22 protein-coding genes and 1 tRNA gene are annotated in these 22,943 nt (G+C 70.6%); 13 read left to right on the top strand and 10 right to left on the bottom strand.

Annotation, left to right across the window (positions count from 1 at the left end; genetic code table 11):
• Positions 1-19: 19 nt before the first annotated feature.
• On the top strand, positions 20-238 hold the full coding sequence (locus ACCP09_RS23645; RefSeq protein ID WP_123684524.1) for a helix-turn-helix domain-containing protein: 219 nt from the start codon (positions 20-22) through the stop codon (positions 236-238).
• A 1-nt stretch (position 239) separates the two neighbouring features.
• Complete coding sequence (locus ACCP09_RS23640; protein WP_433750265.1) at positions 240-1,427, top strand: tyrosine-type recombinase/integrase; 1,188 nt, start codon at positions 240-242, stop codon at positions 1,425-1,427.
• Between the two features lie 94 nt (positions 1,428-1,521).
• On the opposite strand, the gene ACCP09_RS23635 is transcribed toward ACCP09_RS23640, so the two are convergent.
• Positions 1,522-1,592 (bottom strand) — tRNA-Gly (locus ACCP09_RS23635).
• A 104-nt stretch (positions 1,593-1,696) separates the two neighbouring features.
• On the opposite strand from ACCP09_RS23635, the gene ACCP09_RS23630 reads away from it, so the two are divergent.
• Positions 1,697-2,914: an oxygenase MpaB family protein gene (locus tag ACCP09_RS23630; protein ID WP_431901398.1), complete on the top strand. Its 1,218-nt coding sequence runs from the start codon at positions 1,697-1,699 to the stop codon at positions 2,912-2,914.
• Between the two features lie 13 nt (positions 2,915-2,927).
• On the top strand, positions 2,928-3,509 hold the full coding sequence (gene dcd / locus ACCP09_RS23625; protein ID WP_020418351.1) for a dCTP deaminase: 582 nt from the start codon (positions 2,928-2,930) through the stop codon (positions 3,507-3,509).
• Here the strand turns inward: dcd and ACCP09_RS23620 are convergent.
• Complete coding sequence (locus ACCP09_RS23620; protein ID WP_433750261.1) at positions 3,506-4,222, bottom strand: nucleotidyltransferase domain-containing protein; 717 nt, start codon at positions 4,220-4,222, stop codon at positions 3,506-3,508. The two genes, dcd and ACCP09_RS23620, sit on opposite strands and share 4 nt — an antisense overlap.
• A 115-nt stretch (positions 4,223-4,337) precedes the next feature.
• Here ACCP09_RS23620 and ACCP09_RS23615 point away from each other — a divergent pair, with 115 nt between their 5' ends.
• On the top strand, positions 4,338-5,759 hold the full coding sequence (locus tag ACCP09_RS23615; RefSeq protein ID WP_208722382.1) for a sugar porter family MFS transporter: 1,422 nt from the start codon (positions 4,338-4,340) through the stop codon (positions 5,757-5,759).
• Here the strand turns inward: ACCP09_RS23615 and ACCP09_RS23610 are convergent.
• The 6 genes from ACCP09_RS23610 to ACCP09_RS23585 all read right to left on the bottom strand — a co-directional run bounded on the left by ACCP09_RS23610 (position 5,752) and on the right by ACCP09_RS23585 (position 13,147).
• Positions 5,752-7,365: an acyl-CoA dehydrogenase family protein gene (locus ACCP09_RS23610; RefSeq protein WP_027933432.1), complete on the bottom strand. Its 1,614-nt coding sequence runs from the start codon at positions 7,363-7,365 to the stop codon at positions 5,752-5,754. The two genes, ACCP09_RS23615 and ACCP09_RS23610, sit on opposite strands and share 8 nt — an antisense overlap.
• On the bottom strand, positions 7,358-7,954 hold the full coding sequence (locus ACCP09_RS23605; protein ID WP_123684521.1) for a TetR/AcrR family transcriptional regulator: 597 nt from the start codon (positions 7,952-7,954) through the stop codon (positions 7,358-7,360). The genes ACCP09_RS23610 and ACCP09_RS23605 overlap by 8 nt, the downstream gene beginning before the upstream one ends.
• Positions 7,955-7,983: 29 nt before the next feature.
• Positions 7,984-8,853 (bottom strand): hypothetical protein, encoded by an 870-nt coding sequence (locus ACCP09_RS23600; RefSeq protein WP_433750256.1) that lies wholly within the window; start codon positions 8,851-8,853, stop codon positions 7,984-7,986.
• A gap of 128 nt (positions 8,854-8,981) precedes the next feature.
• Positions 8,982-9,986: a cation diffusion facilitator family transporter gene (locus ACCP09_RS23595; RefSeq protein ID WP_378336706.1), complete on the bottom strand. Its 1,005-nt coding sequence runs from the start codon at positions 9,984-9,986 to the stop codon at positions 8,982-8,984.
• A gap of 20 nt (positions 9,987-10,006) precedes the next feature.
• Positions 10,007-10,720, bottom strand: a complete 714-nt coding sequence (locus tag ACCP09_RS23590; RefSeq protein ID WP_027933428.1) for a DUF742 domain-containing protein — start codon at positions 10,718-10,720, stop codon at positions 10,007-10,009.
• Between the two features lie 141 nt (positions 10,721-10,861).
• Entirely contained in the window at positions 10,862-13,147 is a 2,286-nt protein-coding gene (locus ACCP09_RS23585) for a (Fe-S)-binding protein (RefSeq protein ID WP_433750251.1), read from the bottom strand.
• 147 nt (positions 13,148-13,294) lie between these two features.
• Here ACCP09_RS23585 and ACCP09_RS23580 point away from each other — a divergent pair, with 147 nt between their 5' ends.
• Positions 13,295-13,618: a DMT family transporter gene (locus tag ACCP09_RS23580; RefSeq protein WP_027933426.1), complete on the top strand. Its 324-nt coding sequence runs from the start codon at positions 13,295-13,297 to the stop codon at positions 13,616-13,618.
• On the top strand, positions 13,615-14,175 hold the full coding sequence (locus ACCP09_RS23575; protein WP_017985646.1) for a TetR/AcrR family transcriptional regulator: 561 nt from the start codon (positions 13,615-13,617) through the stop codon (positions 14,173-14,175). The genes ACCP09_RS23580 and ACCP09_RS23575 overlap by 4 nt, the downstream gene beginning before the upstream one ends.
• Here the strand turns inward: ACCP09_RS23575 and ACCP09_RS23570 are convergent, their stop codons facing one another.
• Positions 14,176-15,642: an MFS transporter gene (locus ACCP09_RS23570; protein WP_027933425.1), complete on the bottom strand. Its 1,467-nt coding sequence runs from the start codon at positions 15,640-15,642 to the stop codon at positions 14,176-14,178.
• Positions 15,643-15,724: 82 nt separating this feature from the next.
• On the bottom strand, positions 15,725-16,267 hold the full coding sequence (locus ACCP09_RS23565; RefSeq protein WP_027933424.1) for a YbhB/YbcL family Raf kinase inhibitor-like protein: 543 nt from the start codon (positions 16,265-16,267) through the stop codon (positions 15,725-15,727).
• A gap of 148 nt (positions 16,268-16,415) precedes the next feature.
• On the opposite strand from ACCP09_RS23565, the gene ACCP09_RS23560 reads away from it, so the two are divergent.
• From ACCP09_RS23560 to ACCP09_RS23535, 6 genes are all read left to right on the top strand, one after another.
• Positions 16,416-17,093 (top strand): DUF4097 family beta strand repeat-containing protein, encoded by a 678-nt coding sequence (locus tag ACCP09_RS23560; protein WP_123684519.1) that lies wholly within the window; start codon positions 16,416-16,418, stop codon positions 17,091-17,093.
• On the top strand, positions 17,090-18,463 hold the full coding sequence (locus tag ACCP09_RS23555) for an alpha/beta hydrolase (protein WP_433750245.1): 1,374 nt from the start codon (positions 17,090-17,092) through the stop codon (positions 18,461-18,463). Before ACCP09_RS23560 ends, ACCP09_RS23555 begins: the two co-directional genes overlap by 4 nt.
• A 133-nt stretch (positions 18,464-18,596) precedes the next feature.
• On the top strand, positions 18,597-20,453 hold the full coding sequence (dnaK, locus tag ACCP09_RS23550; protein ID WP_378336702.1) for a molecular chaperone DnaK: 1,857 nt from the start codon (positions 18,597-18,599) through the stop codon (positions 20,451-20,453).
• The gene (gene grpE / locus ACCP09_RS23545; RefSeq protein WP_433750242.1) at positions 20,450-21,145 is read left to right on the top strand and encodes a nucleotide exchange factor GrpE; all 696 of its coding nucleotides are present in this window, start codon (positions 20,450-20,452) and stop codon (positions 21,143-21,145) included. Before dnaK ends, grpE begins: the two co-directional genes overlap by 4 nt.
• 27 nt (positions 21,146-21,172) lie before the next feature.
• Positions 21,173-22,351, top strand: coding sequence for a molecular chaperone DnaJ (gene dnaJ / locus ACCP09_RS23540; RefSeq protein ID WP_123684516.1), 1,179 nt, complete (start codon positions 21,173-21,175; stop codon positions 22,349-22,351).
• Complete coding sequence (locus ACCP09_RS23535) at positions 22,348-22,785, top strand: heat shock protein transcriptional repressor HspR (protein WP_433750238.1); 438 nt, start codon at positions 22,348-22,350, stop codon at positions 22,783-22,785. The genes dnaJ and ACCP09_RS23535 overlap by 4 nt, the downstream gene beginning before the upstream one ends.
• Positions 22,786-22,943 lie beyond the last annotated feature (158 nt).

Below are 22,943 nucleotides of genomic sequence, written 5' to 3'. Positions count from 1 at the left end.
CCTGGGGGAGGAAGACACCTTGAACACGCACTACCTGAACGTCGAGCAGGCGGCCGAGTACCTGAACACCTCGGTGCGCTTCGTCCGTCGGCTGATCGCCGAACGTCGGATCGCCTTCCACAAGGTCGGCGCTCACGTCCGGCTGGCCGTCGACGACCTGGAGGCCTTCGTGCAGGCCGGTCGGGTCGAGCCGATCACGGCCACATCCCTGATGCGTGGCTTCGGAAGGGCGGCCTGACGTGGCGAACAGGAAGGGCCGCCGAGGCTTCGGGAGTGTTCGGCAACGCGAGTCAGGGCGGTGGCAGGCTCGCTATCCCGGTCCGGACGGCCGAATCCACACCGCGCCGAACACCTTCAGCACGAAGAGGGACGCTGAGCGGTGGCTGTCGCTGATCGAGACCCAGATCAGCCAGGGCGACTGGCTCAACCCGGAACAGGCGAAGGTGCCGCTCGGGCACTACGCGGATCAGTGGATCACCCAGCGTCCGAGTCTGCGGCCGCGGACGGTCGAGCTGTATCGGTGGCTGCTGCGGAAGCACATCGCGCCCTACCTCGGCGGGGTCGAGCTGGGCAAGCTCTCCACGGCCCTTATCCGCGAATGGCGGGCGGAACGGCTGGAGGCGGGCGTGTCCGAGTCAGTGACGGCGAAGTCGTACCGGTTGCTCCGGGCTGTGCTCAACACGGCGGTCGAGGAAGACAAGATCCTCCAGCGCAACCCGTGCCGGGTGCGAGGGGCTGACCGGGAGGAGCCTGAGGAACGTCCGGTCCTGTCGGTTGCCCAGGTGTTCGACCTGGCCGGCCGGATGCCGGAGCGGTTTCGGGCGCTCGTCCTGCTCGCGGCCTTCGGGTCGCTCCGGTGGGGTGAGGTGACCGCGCTCCGCCGGTGCGACATCGCCGAGGACGCGAGTTGGGTGCGGGTGTCCCGCTCGTTCGTGGAGATTCCGGGGCAGGGCCTCGTAGCCGGTCTGCCGAAGTCCCGGGCCGGGGTACGGACGGTGATCATTCCGGCTGCGGTCCGGCCTGACCTGATCAAGCACCTGGAGACCTACGTCGGCCCTGATCAGCTCGACCTGTTGTTCACGGGCGAGCGGTCTGGGGCGGCGCTCCGGCGGCCCAACTTCAACCAGCGGTCTCGGTGGACCGAGGTCGTCACGAAGATGGGGCTCAAGGGGCTGCACTTCCACGACCTGCGACACGCGGGCAACATCTGGGCCTCCAAGGCCGGCACCTCGACCAAGGACCTGATGGCCCGGATGGGGCACGACGACATGCGGGCGGCCCTGATCTACCAGCGGGCGACCAGCGACGCTGACGAGCGGATCGCAGACCGGCTGTCCAAGCTCGTCGACGAGCACCGGAAGGGCAAGACGACCGACGACGACCACCCGGACGACGACGAGCCCGGCGCGCTGGCCCCGGTGCCCTAATGGCCCGCTAATGGCCCGCGACCGAAAATGATCAAGGAACGACGAAGGCCCAGGTCCGGAGTAGACACCCGCTGACCTGGGCCTTCGTCACAAGAGCGGATGACGGGAATCGAACCCGCGTTCTCAGCTTGGGAAGCTGATGTTCTACCATTGAACTACATCCGCAGCGACGCACAGCATACACAAACGTCGCCCCCTGGTGAGAGCACCCCCTTGACTCTGCGGGTCGCAAGTGACAACACTCGTTGTCGAAAGGGTGGTGGGTGTGCATGGATGAGCGACTGCCGGATCCCGAGTTGTTCCGCCGTGGGGGTTTCAGCCTGGCCGCCAAGCTCTTCGTGAAGCACGACATCCGCGCGACCGAGCGGCAGGTGCGCCGCTTCCGGGAGTTCGCCCAGGCGCAGGATCCGAAGGCCGACGCGGTCGTCGCGCTGTTCCGCCGTCTTCCGAAGAACCGCGGGCGGCAGCTGTTCGAACAGGCGCTCACCGACGGCATCCGCAGCCTCGACGCCCCGCCACCGGAACTCGTCGACTTCTTCGAGCACGTCGAGGCCACCCCGTACTGGGTCGACCCGGCCCGGCTCGACCGGGGCGCCAGGGCCATCATCCGCACCGGCGTCCTCGGCCTCTTCCCGCTCGGCGACATGTCCCTCATGGGCGGCTACCTCGCCTCGCGCGCGACGAAGGCCCTCGTCGCGACCGGGGAGATCGAACGGATGGCCAGCCAGCGCCTCGTGGAGACCGCGGCGTGGTGGATGGACGTCACCACCCCCGGCGCACTGGCGATCGGCCAGACCGGCTACGCCTCCGCCCTGCGCGTCCGCCTCGTGCACGCCCACGTCCGCGCCGCCATGAACCGCCGCCCCGACTGGGACTACGACGAGTGGGACAAGCCGGTAAACCAGGTCCAGACCGCCGGCACGCTTCTCCTCTTCTCCCTCGTCTTCGTCTACGGCACCCAACTGCTCGGCATCCGCTACAGCGACCGCGAGCGCGCCGACATCCTGCACCTCTGGCGCTACGTCGGCTGGCTGCTCGGCGTCGACGAGGAACTCCTGCCCGCCACCGAAGACGACGCCTGGCGCCTGTTCTGGCTGCTCGCGACCACCGAGTTCATCCCCGACGAGGACAGCAAACGCCTCGCCCGCGCCCTGCTCGAGACGCACGCCGCGATCGGCGAGGGGCGCGGCGCCGTCGGCAAGGTCCTGTCCCACGTCTCGGTCGCCGTGCACTCCTCCATCAGCCGCCTGGTGCTGGGCAAGTCCAACGCCGACTTCCTGGAGATCCCCAACGACCCGATCGCCCAGGGCGCCATCCTCGCCGTCGCCGCGGGCAACTTCGCCGCCGAGACCGCGCGGCGCTTCATTCCCGGCGCGACCGCGCTGCAGGAGTACCTCGGCACCCTCGAACGCCGCCGCTACGTCGACCGCCTCGGCAAGATCTTCAAGCTCGATCCCACCTACGCCCGCCACATGAAAGCGGCCTAGCTAGGGTGAAGCCGTGCTGCTCAGTGACCGTGACCTCCGCAAAGAGCTCGAAGCCGGCCGTCTCGGCATCGACCCCTTCGACCCGGCGATGCTCCAGCCGTCCAGCATCGACGTGCGGCTGGACCGGTTCTTCCGCGTGTTCAACAACAGCCAGTACACCCACATCGACCCGAAGCTCCAGCAGGACGAGCTGACATCGCTGGTCGAGAAGGACGGCGAGGACGCCTTCGTCCTCCACCCGGGCGAGTTCGTGCTCGCCTCGACGTTCGAGCTGGTCACGCTGCCCGACGACCTCGCAGGGCGCCTCGAGGGCAAGTCCTCCCTCGGCCGCCTCGGGCTGCTCACGCACTCCACCGCCGGCTTCATCGACCCGGGCTTCACGGGCCACATCACGCTGGAGCTGTCGAACGTCGCGAACCTGCCGATCACCCTGTGGCCCGGCATGAAGATCGGCCAGCTGTGCCTGTTCCGGCTCACCAGCCCGGCCGAGAACCCGTACGGCTCGGCCGCCGTCGGCTCCCGCTACCAGGGCCAGCGCGGCCCAACGCCGTCGCGCGCCCACCTGAACTTCCACATAGCCGACACCAACCGCTAAAGCCCGAGCAGCTCCCGGGCCCGCCGGGCGGCCTCCACCAGGTCCCCGGTGATCAGCGAGTCGACGCCACGCAGGCCGGCACGGTCGAGCAGGCGCTTCTCGTTGAGGACCCACTCGCCGCGCTCGGCCAGCACCGCGTGCCCGGCCTGCATCGCCGCCGTGGCGAGCGCGCCCGCGAACTCCGTCACCTGCCCGTGCGGCGCGTAGTTGTGCTCGGCGTAGGTCAGCGTCAGCAAGGCCCGCTCGCGCCACACGGCGGGTGCCGACTTCCGCAACGCCTCCGGGAACTCGACCTCGGGGAGCGAGCCGTGCAGCACCCGGTTCACCGCCAGCTCGGCGACCACCAGGTAGCTCGGGATCCCGGCCAGGTGGAACATCAGCGGCTCCCAGTGGAACCGGCCCTCCCGCGCCTCGGCCAGCTCGTGCTCGACCACGTCCAGGTCGCGGTAGTGGACGTCGGCCCTGCGCCCGTCGATCGTCAGCCACGCGCCCCCGTTGAACACGCCGCCGCCCCAGCCGCCGATCTCCGACACCTCACCGGGCCAGCCCAGCGCACGCAGGTCGGCGGGGTCGAAGCGCCCGCGGTAGTAGATCGCGAAGTCCCAGTCGCTGTCCGGGCGCGCGGTGCCCGTCGCCCGTGAGCCGCCCAGCGTCACGGCCTGGACGCCGGGCAGCCCGGAGAGCCGCGCGGCCACCTCTTCCTCGAAGCTCATGCTCCCAAACTCCCATGATCGGGTGGTCCATGTCACCCGGTGGTACGGCATGGACTGGACCATTTTGTAGGTTGCTCCGAATGGAGGAAACACCTCAGGCAAAGGAGCACGGGTCGTGAGTTCGACGACGACCGGGGAGCGAGCCGGTCAGCAACATCTCGCCCATGTCGTGTTCATCGCCGGCGCGGCCGCGGTCGGCGGGTTCCTGTTCGGGTACGACAGCTCGAACATCAACGGTGCCGTCCTCGGCATCCAGCGGCACTTCGAGGTCGGTGACGGGGTGACCGGGCTGACCGTGTCGAGCGCGCTGATCGGTTCGGCTGTCGGCGCCTGGTTCGGCGGGCTGCTGTCCGACCGGATCGGCCGCATCCGGACCATGCAGCTCGCGGCGGTCCTGTTCCTGGTCAGCGCCCTCGGAGCGATGTTCCCGTTCAGCGTGTGGGACCTGGCGATCTGGCGCGTGGTCGGCGGCATCGCGATCGGTGTCGCGTCCGTGATCGGCCCGGCCTACATCGCCGAGGTCGCGCCACCCGCCTACCGGGGCAGGCTCGCCTCGCTGCAACAGCTGGCGATCGTCCTCGGCATCGGGGTGTCCGCGCTGGTCAACTGGGTCATCAAGGCACTGGCCCCGGTCGGCGCGGACGGCACGCACGACCTCAACGGCAACCTCGGCGGCATCGAGCCGTGGCAGTGGATGCTGGGCGCCGCGGCGGTGCCCGCGGTGATCTACTTCGTGCTCGCCTCGATCATCCCCGAGTCGCCGCACTTCCTGCTGGCCAACGGCAAGATCGAGCGGGCACGCAAGGTGCTGCGCGAGGTCGAGGGCGGTGACGTCGACACCAAGCTCGAGGACATCCGCCGCAGCCTGAAGACCGAGAAGCGGTCCCGGGTCCGCGACCTCGTCGGCGGCCGGTTCGGGCTGCTGCCGATCGTGTGGGTGGGCATCGCGCTGGCGGTGTTCCAGCAGTTCGTCGGGATCAACGTGATCTTCTACTACAGCGACACGCTGTGGCACTCGGTCGGCCAGAACACCGACTCGCTGCTGATCTCGATGGTCAGCCCGGTCATCAACATCATCGGCACGTTCATCGCGATCGCCTTCATCGACAAGGTCGGCCGCAAGCCGCTGCTGCTGATCGGCTCGGTCGGCATGCTCGTCGGCCTCGGCGTGGCGGCGATCGCGTTCGGCAACGCGCAGACCGTCGGCGGCGAGCTGAGCCTGCCGGGCGCGTGGGGCCCGATCGCGCTGGTGTTCGCGAACCTGTTCGTGATCTCCTTCGCGATGTCGTGGGGCGTGATCCTGTGGGTCATGCTCGGCGAGATGTTCCCGCTGCGCATCCGCGGCGCGGCGCTGGCCGTGGGCACCGCGGCGAACTGGGTCGCGAACTGGGCGGTCACGGTCAGCTTCCCGAGCATGGCCGACTGGAACCTGTCGATCACCTACTGGATCTACGCGGCGTTCGCGCTGCTGTCGATCCCGTTCGCGCTGCGCTTCGTCCGCGAGACGAAGGGCACCGCGATCGAGGACGTCAGCTGACGAACGCCCGCTCGATGATGGCCCTGGTGTCGGCGCCCGCGGGCAGCGTGCCGAACGCGATGCCCCAGTCGCCGCCGAGGCGGGACGCGCAGAAGGCGTCCGCCACCGCCGCGGGTGCGAAGCGCACCAGCAGCGAGCCCTGCAGGACCAGGGCCATCATCTCGGCCAGCCGCCGCGCCCGGTACTGGAGGTCCTCCAGGTCGGACAGCTCCTTGCGCACCCGCGCGATCGCGTCGTCCAGACGGGCGTCGGCGCCCGCGGCGAGGTCGAGTTCGGCGAAGAACGCCTCCACCGACTCCGGCTGCTTGCCCATGGCGCGCAGCGAATCCAGCGCCGCGACGTTGCCCGAACCCTCCCAAATGGACAGCAGCGGCGCCTCACGGTAGAGCCGCGGCATGCCGGAGTCCTCGACGTAACCGTTGCCGCCAAGGCATTCCAGCGCCTCGGCGGTGTGCGCGGGGCCGCGCTTGCACACCCAGTACTTGGTGACCGCGAGCGCCAGCCGCCGGAACGCCTGCTGGTCCGGGTTCGCGGTCGCGCCGGCCAGCCGCAGCGCGACGGTAGTGGCCGCCTCGGACTCGACGACCAGGTCCGCCAGCACGTTCGCCATCGCGGGCTGGTCCACGAGGTTCGCGCCGAACGCCTTGCGGTGCCGCGCGTGGTGCACGGCCTGCACGACGCCTTGGCGCATCAGCGAAGTGCTGCCGAGGACGCAGTCGAGGCGGGTGTTGTTGACCATCTCGATGATGGTCGGCACGCCGCGGCCCTCCTCGCCGACGAGCCAGCCGACCGCACCGTCGTACTCGATCTCGGACGAGGCGTTGGACTTGTTGCCGAGCTTGTCCTTGAGGCGCTGGAAGAAGATGCGGTTGCGGGAGCCGTCGGGCAGCACGCGCGGCAGCATGAAGCAGGACAGGCCGCCGGGCGCCTGGGCGAGGGTGAGGAACATGTCGGACATCGGCGCCGAGGTGAACCACTTGTGGCCGGTCAGCACGTACGTGCCGTCGCCGGCGGGTTGCGCGGTGGTGGTGTTGGCGCGGACGTCGGAGCCGCCCTGCTTCTCGGTCATCGACATGCCGGCGATCAGGCCGCGCTTGGTGGCCGGGACGCGCAGGCCGTAGTCGTACTCGGTGGCGGCGAGCAGCGGCTCGTAGGTCGCGGCGAGGTCCGGGTTGTGGCGCAGCGTCGGGACCGCAGCGTAGGTCATCGAGATCGGGCAGATGTGGCCGCCCTCGGCCTGGTTCCAGACGAGCACCTTGGCGGCGCGCGCGACGTGCGCGCCTTCGCGGTTGTCGCGCCAGGGGGTGGCGTGCAGGCCGTGGCCGACGGCGACGGTCATCAGCTCGTGCCAGTACGGGTGGAACTCGACCTCGTCGACGCGGTTGCCGTAGCGGTCGTGGGTGTGCAGCTTCGGCGGGTTCTCGTTCGCGACACGGCCCCACTCCTGGCCGCGGGCGCTGCCGGCGAGGCGGCCCAGCTCGTGGACCTCGTCCTCGGCCCAGGCCGCGCCCTCGCGGCGCAGGCCGTCGAGGAGGGCCGCGTCCTCGGCGACGTCGTAGTCGACCAGCGGCGGGACCTGGTTCAGGACCTCGTGCGTGTCAGGCATCCTTGCCTCCCAGTGCGCGGAAGATGAACGTGCGGAGCGCGCCGACCGCGTCGGCGCTGTCGGTGGTCAGGGGGCCGATGAGCACCTCCGCGGCGCCGCCGACGAGGGCGGCCGCGGTGAGGTCGGCGTCCTGCGCCGGGAGCTGGCCGGTGCGGACGCCCTCCCGGACGTGGCGGGCGAGCTCGTCGCGGAAGACGCGCCGGAAGACGATGCGCTCGGCCTCGATCGGGGCGTCGACCGGCTCGGCCAGCAGGGCGTACGCCTGGCGGGGCACCTTGAGCGCGCGCTCGGCGAAGGTCTCGACGATGGCGGCGACGCGCTCGGCGGGGGTGCCCGGTCGCTCGGCGGCTTGCCGGACGGCGTCCACCTCGTGGTTGACGACGATGCGGAACAGCTCGACGACCAGCTCGGCCTTGCCGGGGAAGTGGCGGTAGACCGTGCCGGTGGCGACACCGGCCTTCTCCGCGACGGCGCTCACGGAACAGCCCGCGTAGCCGCGCTCGGCGAGGATCTCACCGGCGGCGGTCAGGATCGCTTCGCGCTGCGCGTCGAGGCGAGCCTGGACCTGCGGGGTGCGTCGGTAGGGCACGGGAAGAAGTGAAGCACTGATTCATCGCTTCACGCAAGGGCCTCCCGGTAGACGGCGCGGGTCAGGTCGGTGATCCGGTCCGCGGAGTCCGCCCAGCTCAGCGTGGTCGGTTCGGCGGTGAGGACGACGACGATGCGCCGGTCGCCGTCGGCAGTGCCGCTGGTGTGCATGACGCGGCTGGTCAGGTCCACGTCGCCGCTGGAGGCGACGGCGAGTGCCGACCGGGCCTCGGGCGAGGCGAGCACGCGCTTGGTGTCCTCGGAAACGCACTCCTCGCCCGGGGCCGGTGCCGCGCCGAAGCCGGACCAGCCCTGCTTCACCGCGCCCGGCCGCCGGAGCGCGCTCGGAATGCCGAACGACTGGTCGAACCCGTCGTCGCCGCACTTCGTGAACTGCTCCAGGTTGTCCATGATGAAGTCGCGGAACTTCGGGTGCGCGTCCTCCAGGATGTACTGGTAGGTCTTCGCGATGTCCGCGGCGCTGACCGCGGTGTAGCCCCACGTGCCGCGCTTCTCGGCGGGCGGCGGCGCGGTGTCCGTGAGACCGATCTTCGCGACCATCCGGTTGACGATCTCCTCCCAGCCGTCGCGCACCCACAGCACACTGGCCGCGTCGTCGTTGCTGGAGCGCAGCATCGGTTCCAGCAGCGCGAGGTCGTCCGCCGGGATCTCGTAGTCCGGTCCGTGCGATTCGAGGTAGTCCAGCGCGATGAACAGCTTGACCAGCGAGGCCGACCGGTACTGCCGGTGCTCGTTCGCGGCATGGACCGCACCGGTTTCGCGGTCGAGCACCGTGTACCCGGCGGTCATGCCGTCAGGCAGTTCAGCGGCTTGCGCGGGCACGGCCAGAATCGCCGTCGACGCCACGAACGCGGCGGCGAGGCTCAGGACTTTACGCACGTCGGTTCCCCACAGATCGATGATCGAATTGGTGGGGCGCACACTATCGTCCAGGCGTTGGGGTGCCGCACTTCGGCGTCGGGGCGGGCGACCGGGCACGGGACATTGCGCCCTCCCCGGCCAGGCACCTACCGCCCGTACCGCTTGGCGATGTCGCCGTATCGAGCCAGCACCGCGGCGCGCAGTTCGGGATCGTTCCGCGGCACGGGCTCGATGAAGACCTCCGTCACGTCGGAGAACTCCGAGTGCAGCTCCGCCGCCAAGCGGACGCACGCTCGCTCCACGTCCGCTGCCCCGAGTGCGTCGTCGAAGTCCACGCGTGCGCACACCAGGATCTGGTCCGTCCCGAGCAGCATCGTCTGCAGGTCGACCACCGCCTCGATCTCGGCGGCCCCGGCCAGGTGCTCGCGGATCCCCCGCACCACCGGCAAATCCGCCTGCCGCCCGATCAGCAGCCGCAGGTTCGTCCGGCCCAGGACGTACGCCACGATCGCCAGCAGCACGCCGATCAGGATCGACGCCATCCCGTCGTACACGGCGGAACCCGTGACGTGGTGCAGGAACACCCCGGCGAACGCCAGCACCAGACCGACCAGCGCGGCCGAATCCTCCAGGAACACCGTCTTCGGCGCCGGATCGTCGATGTAGCGCAGGAACTTCCAGATCGTCCGGTTCTGTTCCACCGCGCCGCGCCGCACCTGGCGGAACGCCTGCGTCCACGACACCGACTCCAAGACGAACGCCAGCGCCAGCACGACGTACCCGACGATCGGACTGGTCTGTTCCACCGGCTCCCCGAACACCGTCGAGAAACCCTCGTACAGCGCGAAAGTCGCACCGGAGGCGAAGATGGACACCGCCGCCAGCAGGGACCAGAAGTACCGCTCCTTGCCGTACCCGAACGGGTGCATGACATCGGCTGGGCGGCCGGACCGGCGCAGCGCCGTGAGGAGCAGGATCTCGGTGAACGTGTCGGCCACCGAGTGCGCCGCCTCGGAGAGCATCGCCCCCGAACCGGTGATCACGCCCGCCACGGCCTTCATCACGGCGATGGCCAGGTTCACCCCACCGGCGAGCAACACGGTGAGAGTGCTTTCGCCGCCGGCGTCCGGGCGCTCCGATTCCTCGCTCACCGGCCGATCCTACGAGCGGATCACAACCGCTGCAGGCCGTCCAGCACGCGCTTCATCAGCTCGAGCGGCGGGCGCCCCTCTGCGGTCCGTTCGATGCCGTGGATGTGCAGCAACCCCAGTTCGGCCATGTCGGACAACAGCACCCTGGCCACGCCGAGCGGGATCGACAGCAGCGCCGCGACCTCGGCGAGCGAACGCGGGGTGTCGACCACCGCGCGGACCGGCTGGTACTCCGCGCTCAGCGCGGGACCGGTCCACTTCGCGTCGGCGCGGACCGAGACCAGCGTCTCGATCGCCAGCTCGTAGGCGGAGTGCGTGCGCCCCTTGGTCAGCACGTACGGCCGCACGCGCAGCCGGTTCTCGTCGTCGGGGTCGAGCAGCTCGGGGGGCTCCGGCTCGGCAGCGGGCGCGGGCTCGGGGCGGGGCCGCGGCGAGGGTTTGAACTCCTCGCGCGGTTCGGGGTCCGGCAACGGTTCGGGCTCCGGTTCGGGCGCGGGCCGCGGCTCCGGTTCACCGAACCGAGCGAGCTGCTTCTCGGTCGGGAACCGCGCGCCTGCGGCCCGTTTGGTCTTCGTGGTCTCGGCGGGGACACGGCCCGGAGCTTGTGGTTCCGGGCCAGGGGGTTCGGCGTGTTCGCCGGTCAGCTTCCGCAACTGCTTCACGGACGGGAACCGGGCACCGGCGCGCGCGACCCCCGGCTCACCGGCCGGTCCGGTCCCGTCGGGTACTCCCATGCTCAGCCCCGTTCGCGCGCGTCGACATCCTCCGCGGGCAGCGTCGGCAGCGTGACGAACAGGATAACCCGGGTGTCGAGACCCCAACGGGTGGTGACGAAGAAGGCGCCCCCGCGTAGAACTCGCGGGGGCGCCTTCGGGCTACTTGTCCTCGGTCGGCAGCGGCGTGCCGGTCGACACCTTGTCCGTCCGGGCGTCGGCCTCCAGCGGGTCCGACTCGACCGCGGGCAGCGAGTCCGCACCGAGCGCCGGCGCGGGCTGCGGACGCCGCTTGACCGCCGACAGCAGCAGCTGCGAGACGTCCACGACCTCGACCTTCTCGCTCGCCTTGCCGTCGTTCTGCCGCGCGGTCACGCCGTCGGTGAGCATGACGCGGCAGAACGGGCAGCCGGTCGCGATCTTCGACGGCGCGGTGCCGAGCGCCTCGTCGACGCGCTCGATGTTGATCCGCTTGCCGATCTTTTCTTCCATCCACATGCGCGCGCCGCCGGCGCCGCAGCACATCGACCGGTCGCCGTGGCGCGGCATCTCGCGGAACTGCGCCCCGGACGCGCCGACCAGCTCACGCGGCGCCTCGTAGACCTTGTTGTGGCGGCCCAGGTAGCACGGGTCGTGGTAGGTGACGTCGTCCGCGATCGGCGCGACCGGCACCAGCCGCTTCTCCCGCACCAGGCGGTTGAGCAGCTGCGTGTGGTGCACGACCTCGAACTGCCCGCCCAGCTCCGGGTACTCGTTGGCGAGCGTGTTGAAGCAGTGCGCGCAGGTCGCGACGATCTTGCGGCTGCCTGCCTCGCGGCCCTCGAACACCGAGTTCAGCACCTCGACGTTCTGCTGCGCGAGCATCTGGAACAGGAACTCGTTGCCGGCACGACGGGCCGGGTCACCGGTGCACGACTCCTCCGGGCCGAGCACCGTGTACTTGACGCCCGCGATGTGCAGCAGCTCGGCCACCGCGCGGGTGGTCTTCTTCGCGCGGTCCTCGAACGCGCCGGCGCAGCCGACCCAGAACAGGTACTCGGTGTCGCCGAGCTCGCCGTCGAACACCGGCACCTCGAAGTCCAGGTCCTCGGCCCAGGCCATCCGGTCCTTGGCGTTCTGGCCCCACGGGTTGCCCTTGTTCTCCAGGTTCTTGAACATCCCGTTCAGCTCGGTCGGGAAGTTCGACTCGATCATCACCTGGTAGCGGCGCATGTCGACGATGTGGTCGACGTGCTCGATGTCCACCGGGCACTGCTCCACGCACGCGCCGCAGGTGGTGCACGACCACAGCACCTCGGGGTCGATGACCCCGCCGTCGTCGCCGACCAGCGGCCGCTCGGCCTCGGCCAGCGCCAGCACGTCGATGCCGGCGTACGGGTTCTCGCCGGTCAGGCCGACCTCTTCACCCGTGACGTCCTTCTTGCCGCCCGCGAGCAGGTACGGCGCCTTCGCGTAGGCGTGGTCGCGGAGCTGGGTGATGACCAGCTTCGGCGACAGCGGCTTGCCGGTGTTCCATGCCGGGCACTGCGACTGGCAGCGGCCGCACTCGGTGCAGGTGGTGAAGTCGAGCCAGCCCTTCCAGCTGAAGTCCTCGATCTGACCGGCGCCGAAGACGTCCTTCTCCGGGTCGGCCTCCTCGAAGTCGAGCGGCTTGCCCCCGCTCATCATGGGCTTCAGGGCGCCCAGCGCGGTGCCGCCGTCGGCCTCGCGCTTGAAGTAGATGTTGAAGAAGGCGCTGAAGCGGTGCCAGGCCACACCCATGGTGAGCGTCTGCCCGACGACGTAGAGCCAGATCATGCCCGAGAGCAGCTTGATCAGCGCGGTGATCGTGACCGCGACCGTGCTGGCCGGCAGGATCTCGGCGAGCGGCTTCGTGACGAAGCTCGTCCACAGCGCCGGGTCCTCGATGCCGCTGGAGATCTTGAACGCCTTCACGCCGAGGATGCCGAGGCCCTCGACGATCACCACGGTCTCGACGAAGTAGGCCTGCTTGAAGTTCGACCCGGCGAAGCGCGACTGCCGGTCGGCGCGGCGCGGGTGGTTCAGCTGGCGGATGATCACCAGCGCGAGACCGCCGATGACGGTGCCGAGGCCGAGCAGTTCGGTGAGCAGCAGCCAGACGCTCCAGTTGCCGATGATCGGCCAGTGGAAGTGCGGGTCGAACGTCTCGCCGTAGGCCTCGAACCACGCGAGCGAGCCGATCAGGAAGCCCCACATGACCAGCCAGTGCCATGGGCCGACGTGGCGGAACTTGTTCATCCGCGTGTGCGCGGCGAACTCCTTGATCAGCGTCGTGATGCGCGGCCCGAACGGGCCGTTGCGCGTCGCGTCCGGTTGACCGAGCCGGATGATCCGGACCATCCGGTACACGCCGGTGCCGAACATGATCCAAGCGACGATGCTTACGGCGACGCCGACCACGCCGAGCGTGATCTGCAGTGCACCCATGATCGGGGCCTTTCGTCCGTGATGTGGTGGGTTGGCGGGAGCCTAACCGGATTTACCCATGAGTAACCGATCGGCGCGAGTTGAGTCCCACGAGTGTGGCGTAGGACTCGCTGGATATCGGGACGATCGTACCGGTAGTTTGGCGGGATGGTCGCCTATCTGCTGCTCGCTCTGGCCATCGCGGCCGAGGTCACCGCCACTGTTTCGATGAAGTTGTCGGCGGGCTTCACCAAACTGTGGCCGTCGCTGGTCGTCGTGGCCGGGTACCTCGTCGCGTTCGCGGCGCTGGCGAGCGTGCTGAAGCGCGGGATGCCCGTCGGGGTGGCGTACGCGATCTGGGCCGCGGTGGGCGTGGCGGCGGTCGCGATCATCGGCGTGCTGTTCCTCGGCGAGCCGGTGAACCCGACGATCGTGGCGGGGCTGGCGCTGGTCATCGGCGGTGTGGTGCTGATCGAGGTGGGTTCGGCGTGAAGCCCCAGCGCGACGGGCGGCGGGCCCGCGGCGAGAAACGCCGGCAGGAGATCATCGACGCGACGCTGCGGGTGATCGAGCGGGACGGCGTCGCGGGGGTGACCCACCGGACGGTCGCGGCCGAGGCCGGGGTGCCGACGACGTCGACGACCTATCACTTCGAGACGCTCGACGACCTGCTGATCGCGACCTTGATCTCGTGCGCGCGCGACATGGCGACCGAGGTGTACTGGACGATCGACCGGGCCCGGTCGCGTGGCAGCCGGGGCGCTTCCGAGGTGGCGACCCTGCTCGCGGAGGCACTGGGCCCGCGACGGGGCCGGACGATGGCGGAGTACGAGCTGTACCTGCTGGCCGCGCGGCGGCCCGAGCTGCGGCCGGCGGCGCGGCGGTGGCTGGACGTGCTGACGACGATGGTGCGCCCGGACGACCTGGTGGCGCTGCGGGTGTTCCTGGCCGGGATCGACGGGCTGCTGATCCAGGGCCTCATCGACGACGAGCCGCCGACCGCCGAGGAGCTCCGGCCCACCGTGGAGTACCTGCTGAAACCCCGGTGATCAGCGCGGGACCGGCACCGTGTGGGCGACCGCCGCGGTCGCGGACACGCGTTCGGCCGCGACCCCCCGGTGGGTGCGGCGCGCGGCCAGCATGCCGAGCAGGACGCCGGCCGCGGAGAAGATCGCCAGCGCCAGCGACGCCCTACCGAAACCGGTGGCGAGGGCCTCCGCCGGAGCGCCTCCGGTCGCCGTCCGGGTCGCCGTGACCGAGGAGTAGATCCCGGCCACGACGGCGGTCAGCACGGCGCCGCCGACGTAGCGCGCCATGTTGGACACCCCGGACGCGGCGCCGACGTCCTCGTCGCGGACCGCGCTCGTGGACAGCGCCGAGGCGGGCCCGTTGGACAGCCCCAGCCCCACCGCGATCCCCAGCAGGGACGGCAGGATCGCCCAGTACGACCACGACGCGCGGATCACGGCGAGCACCGCGAACCCGGCGGTCATCAGCACGAACCCGGCCACGATCACCGGCCGCGGCCCGAACTTGTGCGCCAGCGGCGTGACCGCGGGGGCGACGGCGACGACCAGCGCCGCCACCGGCAGGCACGCCAGGCCGGCCAGCAGGCTGCTCATCCCGAACGTCGCCGGGTCCTGGAAGTAGAGGCTGATCAGGAACGACAACCCGGCGATCGCGCCCGCCCCGATGAGGATCGCCAGTGTCGCGCCGACCAGCACCGGGTTCCGCAGCAGCCGCAGGTCGACCAGCGGCGCGGCCATCCGGCGCTCCACCACCGGGAAGGCGATCGCGGCGAGCGCGGTGACGGCGAGGCAGACCACGGTGGGCACCGACCACCAGCCCCAGTCCGAGCCCTTCGTCATCGCGAACACGAAGGGCGCCAGCACGCATGCCACCAGCAGCGTGCCAGGGACGTCGATCGAGCGGGGCCGGTCCGGGTCGCGGGACTCCGGCACCGTCCGCACCGCCCAGGGGACGCACGCGGCGGCCACCGCCGCCGCGATCCAGAACAGGCCCTGCCACCCGGCGGCCTCGTTGAGGACACCGCCGAGCACGGGCCCGGCCGCGGCGCCGGCGGCCGCCGCGGCGCCCCAGTACGCGACCGAGCGCATCTGCGCCGGCCCCTCGGTGACGACCGACAGCAGGCTGAGCCCGGCGGCGAGGATCGCGGCGCCGGCGGCACCCTGCACGACCCGGCCGACGACGACCATCCACCCGCCGGGCGCGAGCGCGATCAGGACGCACGACACCACGAACAGCCCGAGACCCAGCACGAACACCCGGCGGCGCCCGAAGACGTCGCCGAGCGCACCGGACGTCACGATCGTCGCGGCCCCGACGAGCATGTACCCGGTGACCGCCCACTGCAGCACCGCCAGGGACGCGCCGAGGTCCGCGCTGATCGACGGCAGCAGGATGCTGACCGCCGAGGTGTTCACGTTGACGATGAAGGTGGAGACGCATGCGGTGCCGAGCACCCCGCCGGTCTTCACCGCGCTGGTCGTGGACATTCCGCCTCCCCGCGTGCGCGTGGTCCGGAGACCATGGCGTGCGGTCGCCACGCGGCACCTCATCCGGGGGAGGTGAAAGGACTCAGCCCTTGTTCTCGTACACCGGCACGACCATCGCGCGCGCCAGCGTCGCCCCGAACATGTTGAAGCCCAGGAACGCGGGCGTCGCGGTGTCGGGGAGGTCCAGGGACTCCACGTCGAGCGCGTGCACCACGAAGAAGTACCGGTGCGGCCCGTGCCCCGGCGGCGGCGCGGCGCCCAGGAACTGTCGCACGCCACCGTCGTTGGTCACCGTCACGGCGCCGGACGGCAGGCCGGAACCCGACGCGTCCCCGGCGCCCGACGGGAGCGAGGTCACCGAGGCCGGGATGTTGTACACCGCCCAGTGCCAGAACCCGCTGGCCGTCGGGGCGTCCGGGTCGTAGCAGGTCACGGCGAAGCTCTTGGTCCCGGCGGGGAAGCCCTCCCACGCCAGGTGCGGCGACCGGTCCTCGCCGCCGGGGACGCCGAAGATCCCGCTGAGGTGCGGCGCCGCGAGCGTCTCCCCGTCCGCCACGTCGTCGCTGCGCACCGTGAAGGCCGGCACCGACGGCAGGAAGTCGTACGGATTCGGTGGTTGTGGCATCGATTCCTCCTCGTCACAGAGTGGCCGGTGATCACCCTAGTGCCGTTCGGGGTGACCCCCGGGATGAACCGGGGGCTTCCCTGATACCGGCGCGCCACGCCCAGGCCATAGCGTGACCGGCACAGCAAAGTTCACTGGGGAGGACGCAATGCGCAAGCCGGCACTCGCGATAGGCGGGATCGCGCTCATCGTGGCGGGGATCGGGCTCGCGCTCGGCTGGAACTGGAACTGGTGGCGCATCTCGGACCGCGCCGAGATCACCGATACCGTCGCCCAGCCGGTGTCGTCGGTCCGCGTCGACAACAACTCCGGCGACGTGCGGATCCGCGTCGAGGACACCGCCACGACGTCGGTCAACCAGGTCCTCCACTACGACGGCGACCGGCCGGACCGCGCCTTCCGCCTGGACGGCGCCCAGCTGGTCCTCGACGGCTGCGGCGGGGACTGCACCGTCGACTACGAGGTGGTGGTCCCGCGCGGGACCACCGTGACCGGCGAGGTCCGCTCCGGCAGCCTCAGCGTCTACGGCACCGCGTCGGTGGACCTGGCCGCCAGTTCCGGGGACATCCGCGTCGAGGACGTCACCGGCCCGGTCACGGCCCGGACCAAGTCGGGCAGCATCGAGGTCGACCTCGCCACCGCGCAGAACGTCCAAGCCGAGGCCCAGAGCGGCGACATCCGCATCGTCGTGCCCGCCGACCGCTACCGGGTCACCGGCGAGACCAGGAGCGGCGACCGGTCGATCGAGGTCGTCCAGGACCCGTCGGCCCCGTACGTCCTCGACGTCAGCACCTCCAGCGGCGACGCGAGCGTGAAGCAGGCATGATCCCCGCGCTCGCCCTCGCCGCGACTCTGCTCGTGGCCCCCGTCGCCACCCCCGCCGCACCCGCGCTGACCTGGCGCGACTGCGCCACCCCGCAGACCGCGCAGCGCCTGCAGTGCGCCGAGCTCGACGTGCCCGGCGCGACGCTGCGGCTGGCCCGCCTGCCCGCGCTCGACCCGGCCCGCCGCATCGGCTCGCTGCTGGTCAACCCGGGCGGCCCGGGCGGATCCGGCGCCGATGTCGTCGGCTACGGCGGACTCCGCCTCGCCACGCCCGAGTTCGCCGAGCTCAACCAGCGGTTCGACATCATCGGCTTCGACCCGCGCGGCGTCGGCGGCAGCACCCCGGCGGTCACCTGCGGCCCGGTGCACGACCCCGCGGTCAGCCGCTTCCCCGTTGACGACGCCGGCTACGCGCGGCTGGCCGCGCACAACCGGGACGTCGGCCTCGGCTGCCGCGGACCCCGCGACGTCGACACGGCCACCGTCGCCGAGGACGTCGAGCGGATCCGGCTCGCCATCGGCGAGGAGCGGATCTCCTGGCTGGGCGCCTCGTACGGCACCGAGATCGGCGCGCTCTACGCCGCCCGCCACCCGCAGCACGTGCGCGCGATGGTCCTGGACGGCGCGGTCGACCACGCCCTGCCGATGCGGCGGGCCGTCCTCGACGCGGCCGCGGCGACCGAGGACGCCCTGCTGCGCTTCGCGCGGTGGTGCGCGGGCACCTGCGGCGACGACGTGCTCGCCCGCTACGACGCGCTCATGACCACCGGCGCGCCCTCGGCACAACTCGGCCGCCACGCCACGCCCGAGGAGCTGGCCGCGGGCGTCTACTCGCACCTCTACTTCCCGCAGCTGTGGCCGCGGCTGGCCGACGCCCTGCGCGCCGCGCCGGCCGACGCGAGCGCGCTGACCTCGGCCATGCCCTTCGGCTCGGCCGAGTATCCCGCCTACCGGGCCGTCGGCTGCCAGGACTTCCCGTCGCCCTTCACCGGCCCGGCCGACCTGCGCCGGACGGCCGACCGGGTCCGGGAAGCCGCGCCGCACAGCTGGCGCTACTCCGAGTTCTGGGACTTCGCGTCGGGCTGCCTCGGCTGGCCCGTGCCGGCGGCGAACCCGCCGCACGCCGAGCCCGTCCGCGGGGCCCCGCCGATCCTGGTGGTCGGCGGGGAGCACGACCCAGCGACGCCGCTGACCTGGGCGCGCAGCCTCGCGGCCCGGATCGAGCGCAGCGTGCTGCTCACCTACGCCGAGGACGGCCACACGGGGGTGTACAACTCCGCCTGTGCGCGGTCCCACGAGGCGGCCTACCTGATTTCGGGTACGCCGGGAACAACACCGCAGACCCGCTCGTTACCCTGTCAGAAAGGTTGAGCGAGCAGCACTCAAGTCTGATTGACGCCCAACACGCGCCCGAGATAGAACTTGAGTACCACTCGCTCAACGCGGGCGCGAAACCGCAGCTCACCGGGGCTGCGCACACAGCATGACCAGGAGGGAACACACCATGGCGCGAGCGGTCGGCATCGACCTCGGCACGACCAACTCGGTCGTCGCTGTCCTGGAGGGCGGCGAGCCGACGGTCATCGCCAACTCGGAAGGCTCCCGCACGACCCCGTCGATCGTCGCGTTCGCCAAGAACGGCGAGGTGCTGACGGGCCAGCCGGCGAAGAACCAGGCCGTGACCAACGTCGACCGGACGATCCGGTCCGTGAAGCGGCACATCGGCACCGACTGGAAGACCGAGATCGACGGCAAGGCCTACACGGCGCAGGAGATCAGCGCGCGCGTGCTGATGAAGCTCAAGCGCGACGCCGAGGCCTACCTCGGTGAGGAGATCACCGACGCGGTCATCACCGTCCCCGCCTACTTCGAGGACGCGCAGCGGCAGGCCACCAAGGAGGCCGGCCAGATCGCCGGCCTGAACGTGCTCCGCATCGTCAACGAGCCCACCGCGGCCGCGCTGGCCTACGGCCTGGACAAGGGCGAGAAGGAGCAGACCATCCTGGTCTTCGACCTCGGTGGCGGCACCTTCGACGTGTCGCTGCTGGAGATCGGCGAGGGTGTCGTCGAGGTGCGCGCCACCAGCGGTGACAACCACCTCGGTGGTGACGACTGGGACCAGCGCATCGTCGACTGGCTGGTGGACAAGTTCAAGGCCAGCCACGGCATCGACCTGACCAAGGACCGGATGGCGCTGCAGCGCATCCGCGAGGCCGCGGAGAAGGCGAAGATCGAGCTGTCCAGCTCGAGCAGCGCGAACATCAACCTGCCCTACATCACGGTCGACGCGGACAAGAACCCGCTGTTCCTGGACGAGACGCTGTCCCGCGCGGAGTTCCAGCGGATCACCTCCGACCTGCTGGACCGCACGAAGGCGCCGTTCAACAACGTGATCCGCGACGCCGGCATCTCGGTCGGCCAGATCGACCACGTGGTGCTGGTCGGCGGTTCCACCCGCATGCCCGCCGTCGCCGAGCTGGTCAAGGAGCTGACCGGCGGCCGCGAGCCGAACAAGGGCGTGAACCCGGACGAGGTCGTCGCCGTCGGCGCCGCGCTGCAGGCCGGCGTGCTCAAGGGTGAGGTCAAGGACGTCCTGCTGCTGGACGTGACCCCGCTGTCGCTGGGCATCGAGACCAAGGGCGGCGTGTTCACCAAGCTCATCGAGCGCAACACGACCATCCCGACGAAGCGGTCCGAGATCTTCTCCACGGCGGACGACAACCAGCCGTCGGTGCAGATCCAGGTGTTCCAGGGCGAGCGCGAGATCGCCGCGCACAACAAGAAGCTCGGCATGTTCGAGCTGACCGGCATCCCGCCGGCCCCGCGCGGCGTGCCGCAGATCGAGGTCACCTTCGACATCGACGCGAACGGCATCGTGCACGTCACGGCGAAGGACCTGGGCACGAACAAGGAACAGTCGATGACCATCACCGGTGGCTCCGCGCTGCCGAAGGAGGACATCGAGCGGATGGTCAAGGACGCCGAGGCGCACGCGGAGGAGGACCGCAAGCGCCGCGAGGAGGCCGAGACCCGCAACCAGGCCGAGACGCTGGTCTACCAGACCGAGAAGTTCGTCAAGGACAACGAGGACAAGCTGCCCGAGGACCTCAAGGGCAAGGTCAAGACCGCGATCGACGAGGCCAACGAGGCGCTCAAGGGCACCGACACGGCCAAGATCAAGGAAGCCATCGAGAAGCTGAACACCGCGTCGCAGGAGCTGGGCACCGCCCTGTACGCCAACGCGCAGCAGGCCGGTGGCGCCAACCCGGGCGCTGACTCGGGTACGGCGGGCGCGTCCGACAACAAGGGCGCGGACGACGTGGTGGACGCCGAGATCGTGGACGAGGACGAGAAGAAGTGACGGGACGCCACTCGAACGAGATCGACGAGCAGGAGCCGGTCACCGAGCCCCTGGTCGTGCGGGACCGGCGCAAGATCGACCCCGAGACCGGCCAGGTGCGGACCCAGCCGGAGGCTGCCGAGGCGCCTGCCGCGGAAGCCCCGGCGGACCAGGCCGGGCCGTCGCTCGGTGAGTCCATCGTGGACGACGCGGTGGCGGCTCCGTCCGAGGTCGAGAAGGAACTGGCGGAGCGCACCGCCGACCTGCAGCGCCTGCAGGCGGAGTTCGCGAACTACCGCAAGCGGGTCGACCGTGACCGGGAGGCCGTGGTCAGCGCCGCGAAGGCGTCGGTGGTGAACGAGCTGCTGCCGCTGCTCGACGACTTCGAGCGGGCGGAGCAGCACGGCGACCTCACCGGCGCGTTCAAGGCGGTCGCGGACAAGCTGGTCGCGAGCCTGCAGCGGATCGGGCTCGAGCCGTTCGGCGCGGAGGGCGAGCCCTTCGACCCGAGCGTGCACGAGGCCGTGCAGCACAACACCTCGCCGGAGGTGTCGGGGCCGACGGTGACGACGGTGCTGCGCCGTGGTTACCGGTTCGGCGAGCGGACGCTGCGGGCCGCGCTGGTTGGCGTCACCGACCACGAGCCGGGCGAGGCCCCGGTCGAGGGTGAGCTACCGGTCGAGCAGTTGTCGGATGAGAACGCACAGCAGTAACGAACAGGCGAGAGGAGGAGACGTCCGGTGAGTGCACGGGAGTGGATCGGTAAGGACTTCTACCGTGAGCTGGGCGTCTCCTCCGACGCTTCGCAGGACGAGATCAAGAAGGCTTACCGCAAGCTGGCGCGGGAGAACCACCCGGACGCCAACCCCGGCAACACGGAGGCCGAGCAGAAGTTCAAGGCCGTGTCGGAGGCCTACGGCGTGCTGTCGGATCCGGCCAAGCGCAAGGAGTACGACGAGGCGCGGCGGCTGTTCGGTTCGGGCGGCGGCCCGGGTGGCTTCGGCTTCCCCGGCGCGGGCGGCACCGGCGGTTTCGACTTCGGCGACATCTTCGGGCAGACCGCGGGCGCGGGCGCGCAGGGCGGTTTCGGCGGGCTCGGCGACATCCTCGGCGGCCTGTTCGGCAGGCGAGGCCAGCAGAGCGCGGGCGCCCGCGGCCAGCGCGGCGCCGATGTCGAGACGGACGTGCGGATCGACTTCGCCGAGGCGGTCAAGGGCGCGACCCTGCCGCTGCGGCTGTCCAGCCCGGCGACGTGTTCGACGTGCCACGGCAACGGCGCCCGCCCGGGCACCACGCCGCGCACCTGCCCCACCTGCAAGGGCGCCGGGCTCGTGAGCCGCAGCCAGGGGGCGTTCGCGTTCTCCGAGCCGTGCCCGGACTGCCGTGGCCGTGGCCGGATCATCGACGACCCGTGCCCGGAGTGCGGCGGCGAGGGTGTCAGCACCCAGACGCGCACCCTGACCGTGCGGGTGCCGGCGGGTGTGGACGACAACCAGCGGATCAGGCTGGCGGGCCAGGGCGAGCCGGGCCGCGGGGGCGCGGCTGCCGGTGACCTGTACGTGCGGGTGCACGTGAACCCGGACCCGGTGTTCGGCCGGTCGGGTAATGATCTGACGATCACGGTCCCGGTGAGCTACCCCGAGCTGGCTCTGGGTGCGACGATCACCGTGCCGACGCTGGACGGGAAGGTTTCGGTGAAGGTGCCCGCGGGCACCGGCAGCGGCCGGGTCCTGCGGGTGCGCGGCAAGGGCATCAAGAAGCGGGACGGTTCGCAGGGCGACCTGCTCGTCACGTTGCAGGTGGCCGTGCCGTCGCGGTTGGAGTCTTCGGAGCGGGAGGCGCTCGAGGCGTACGCCAAGATCGCCGAGAAGCACGACCCGCGCCCGGAGATCACGAAGCTGCTCCGCGAAAGGGGTTGATCGAGGTGTTCGGCGGGTTGCCGCACGGGGCCGACGAAGAGACGCCGGTCTTCGTGATCTCCGTGGCCGCTCAGCTGTCCGGCCTGCACGCCCAGACCCTGCGCTCGTACGACCGCATGGGCCTGGTGTCGCCGGGCCGAACCGCAGGCGGCGGGCGGCGCTACTCCATGCGGGACATCGCGCTGTTGCGTGAGGTGCAGCGCCTGTCCCAGGAGGAGGGCGTCAACCTGGCGGGCATCAAGCGGATCATCGAGCTGGAGAACCAGGTCGAAGCGCTGCAGTCCCGGATCACCGAACTGACCGAAGAACTCGCCACCGCGTACGCCGCAGCCGAACAAGCCGCGGCGGCCGTGCACCGCTCCTACCGCAAGGACCTGGTGCCGATGAAGCAGGAAACCGCCTTGGTGGTCTGGAAACCACGCCGAAGGCGATAAACGACGACGGGCCCCGCAACACGCGGGGCCCGTCTTTTTGTTTTCTTTCAACAAAACGCAAGCCGGCAACGCAACAGCACCGACCACCCCAACCAGACCTCCCCCGCCCCCGATCCACAGCCGATCTTTGGTCGCCGACCAGGGTTGTCAAGGCACGC

The organism is Amycolatopsis sp. 3B14 (genome assembly GCF_050958625.1).
Classification (GTDB): Bacteria; Actinomycetota; Actinomycetes; order Mycobacteriales; family Pseudonocardiaceae; genus Amycolatopsis_E; species Amycolatopsis_E thermoflava.
This window is presented reverse-complemented; position numbering and strand designations above follow the sequence as displayed.

What these genes read in the sequence shown, in the direction of transcription:
- dnaK (WP_378336702.1), top strand. Translation starts at nt 18,597, where the DNA reads ATGGCGCGAGCGGTCGGCATCGACCTCGGCACGACCAACTCGGTCGTC.
- ACCP09_RS23570 (WP_027933425.1), bottom strand. Translation starts at nt 15,642, where the DNA reads ATGTCCACGACCAGCGCGGTGAAGACCGGCGGGGTGCTCGGCACCGCA.
- ACCP09_RS23580 (WP_027933426.1), top strand. Translation starts at nt 13,295, where the DNA reads ATGGTCGCCTATCTGCTGCTCGCTCTGGCCATCGCGGCCGAGGTCACC.
- ACCP09_RS23585 (WP_433750251.1), bottom strand. Translation starts at nt 13,147, where the DNA reads ATGGGTGCACTGCAGATCACGCTCGGCGTGGTCGGCGTCGCCGTAAGC.
- ACCP09_RS23560 (WP_123684519.1), top strand. Translation starts at nt 16,416, where the DNA reads ATGCGCAAGCCGGCACTCGCGATAGGCGGGATCGCGCTCATCGTGGCG.
- ACCP09_RS23590 (WP_027933428.1), bottom strand. Translation starts at nt 10,720, where the DNA reads ATGGGAGTACCCGACGGGACCGGACCGGCCGGTGAGCCGGGGGTCGCG.
- ACCP09_RS23630 (WP_431901398.1), top strand. Translation starts at nt 1,697, where the DNA reads ATGGATGAGCGACTGCCGGATCCCGAGTTGTTCCGCCGTGGGGGTTTC.
- ACCP09_RS23555 (WP_433750245.1), top strand. Translation starts at nt 17,090, where the DNA reads ATGATCCCCGCGCTCGCCCTCGCCGCGACTCTGCTCGTGGCCCCCGTC.
- ACCP09_RS23610 (WP_027933432.1), bottom strand. Translation starts at nt 7,365, where the DNA reads ATGCCTGACACGCACGAGGTCCTGAACCAGGTCCCGCCGCTGGTCGAC.
- ACCP09_RS23565 (WP_027933424.1), bottom strand. Translation starts at nt 16,267, where the DNA reads ATGCCACAACCACCGAATCCGTACGACTTCCTGCCGTCGGTGCCGGCC.
- ACCP09_RS23620 (WP_433750261.1), bottom strand. Translation starts at nt 4,222, where the DNA reads ATGAGCTTCGAGGAAGAGGTGGCCGCGCGGCTCTCCGGGCTGCCCGGC.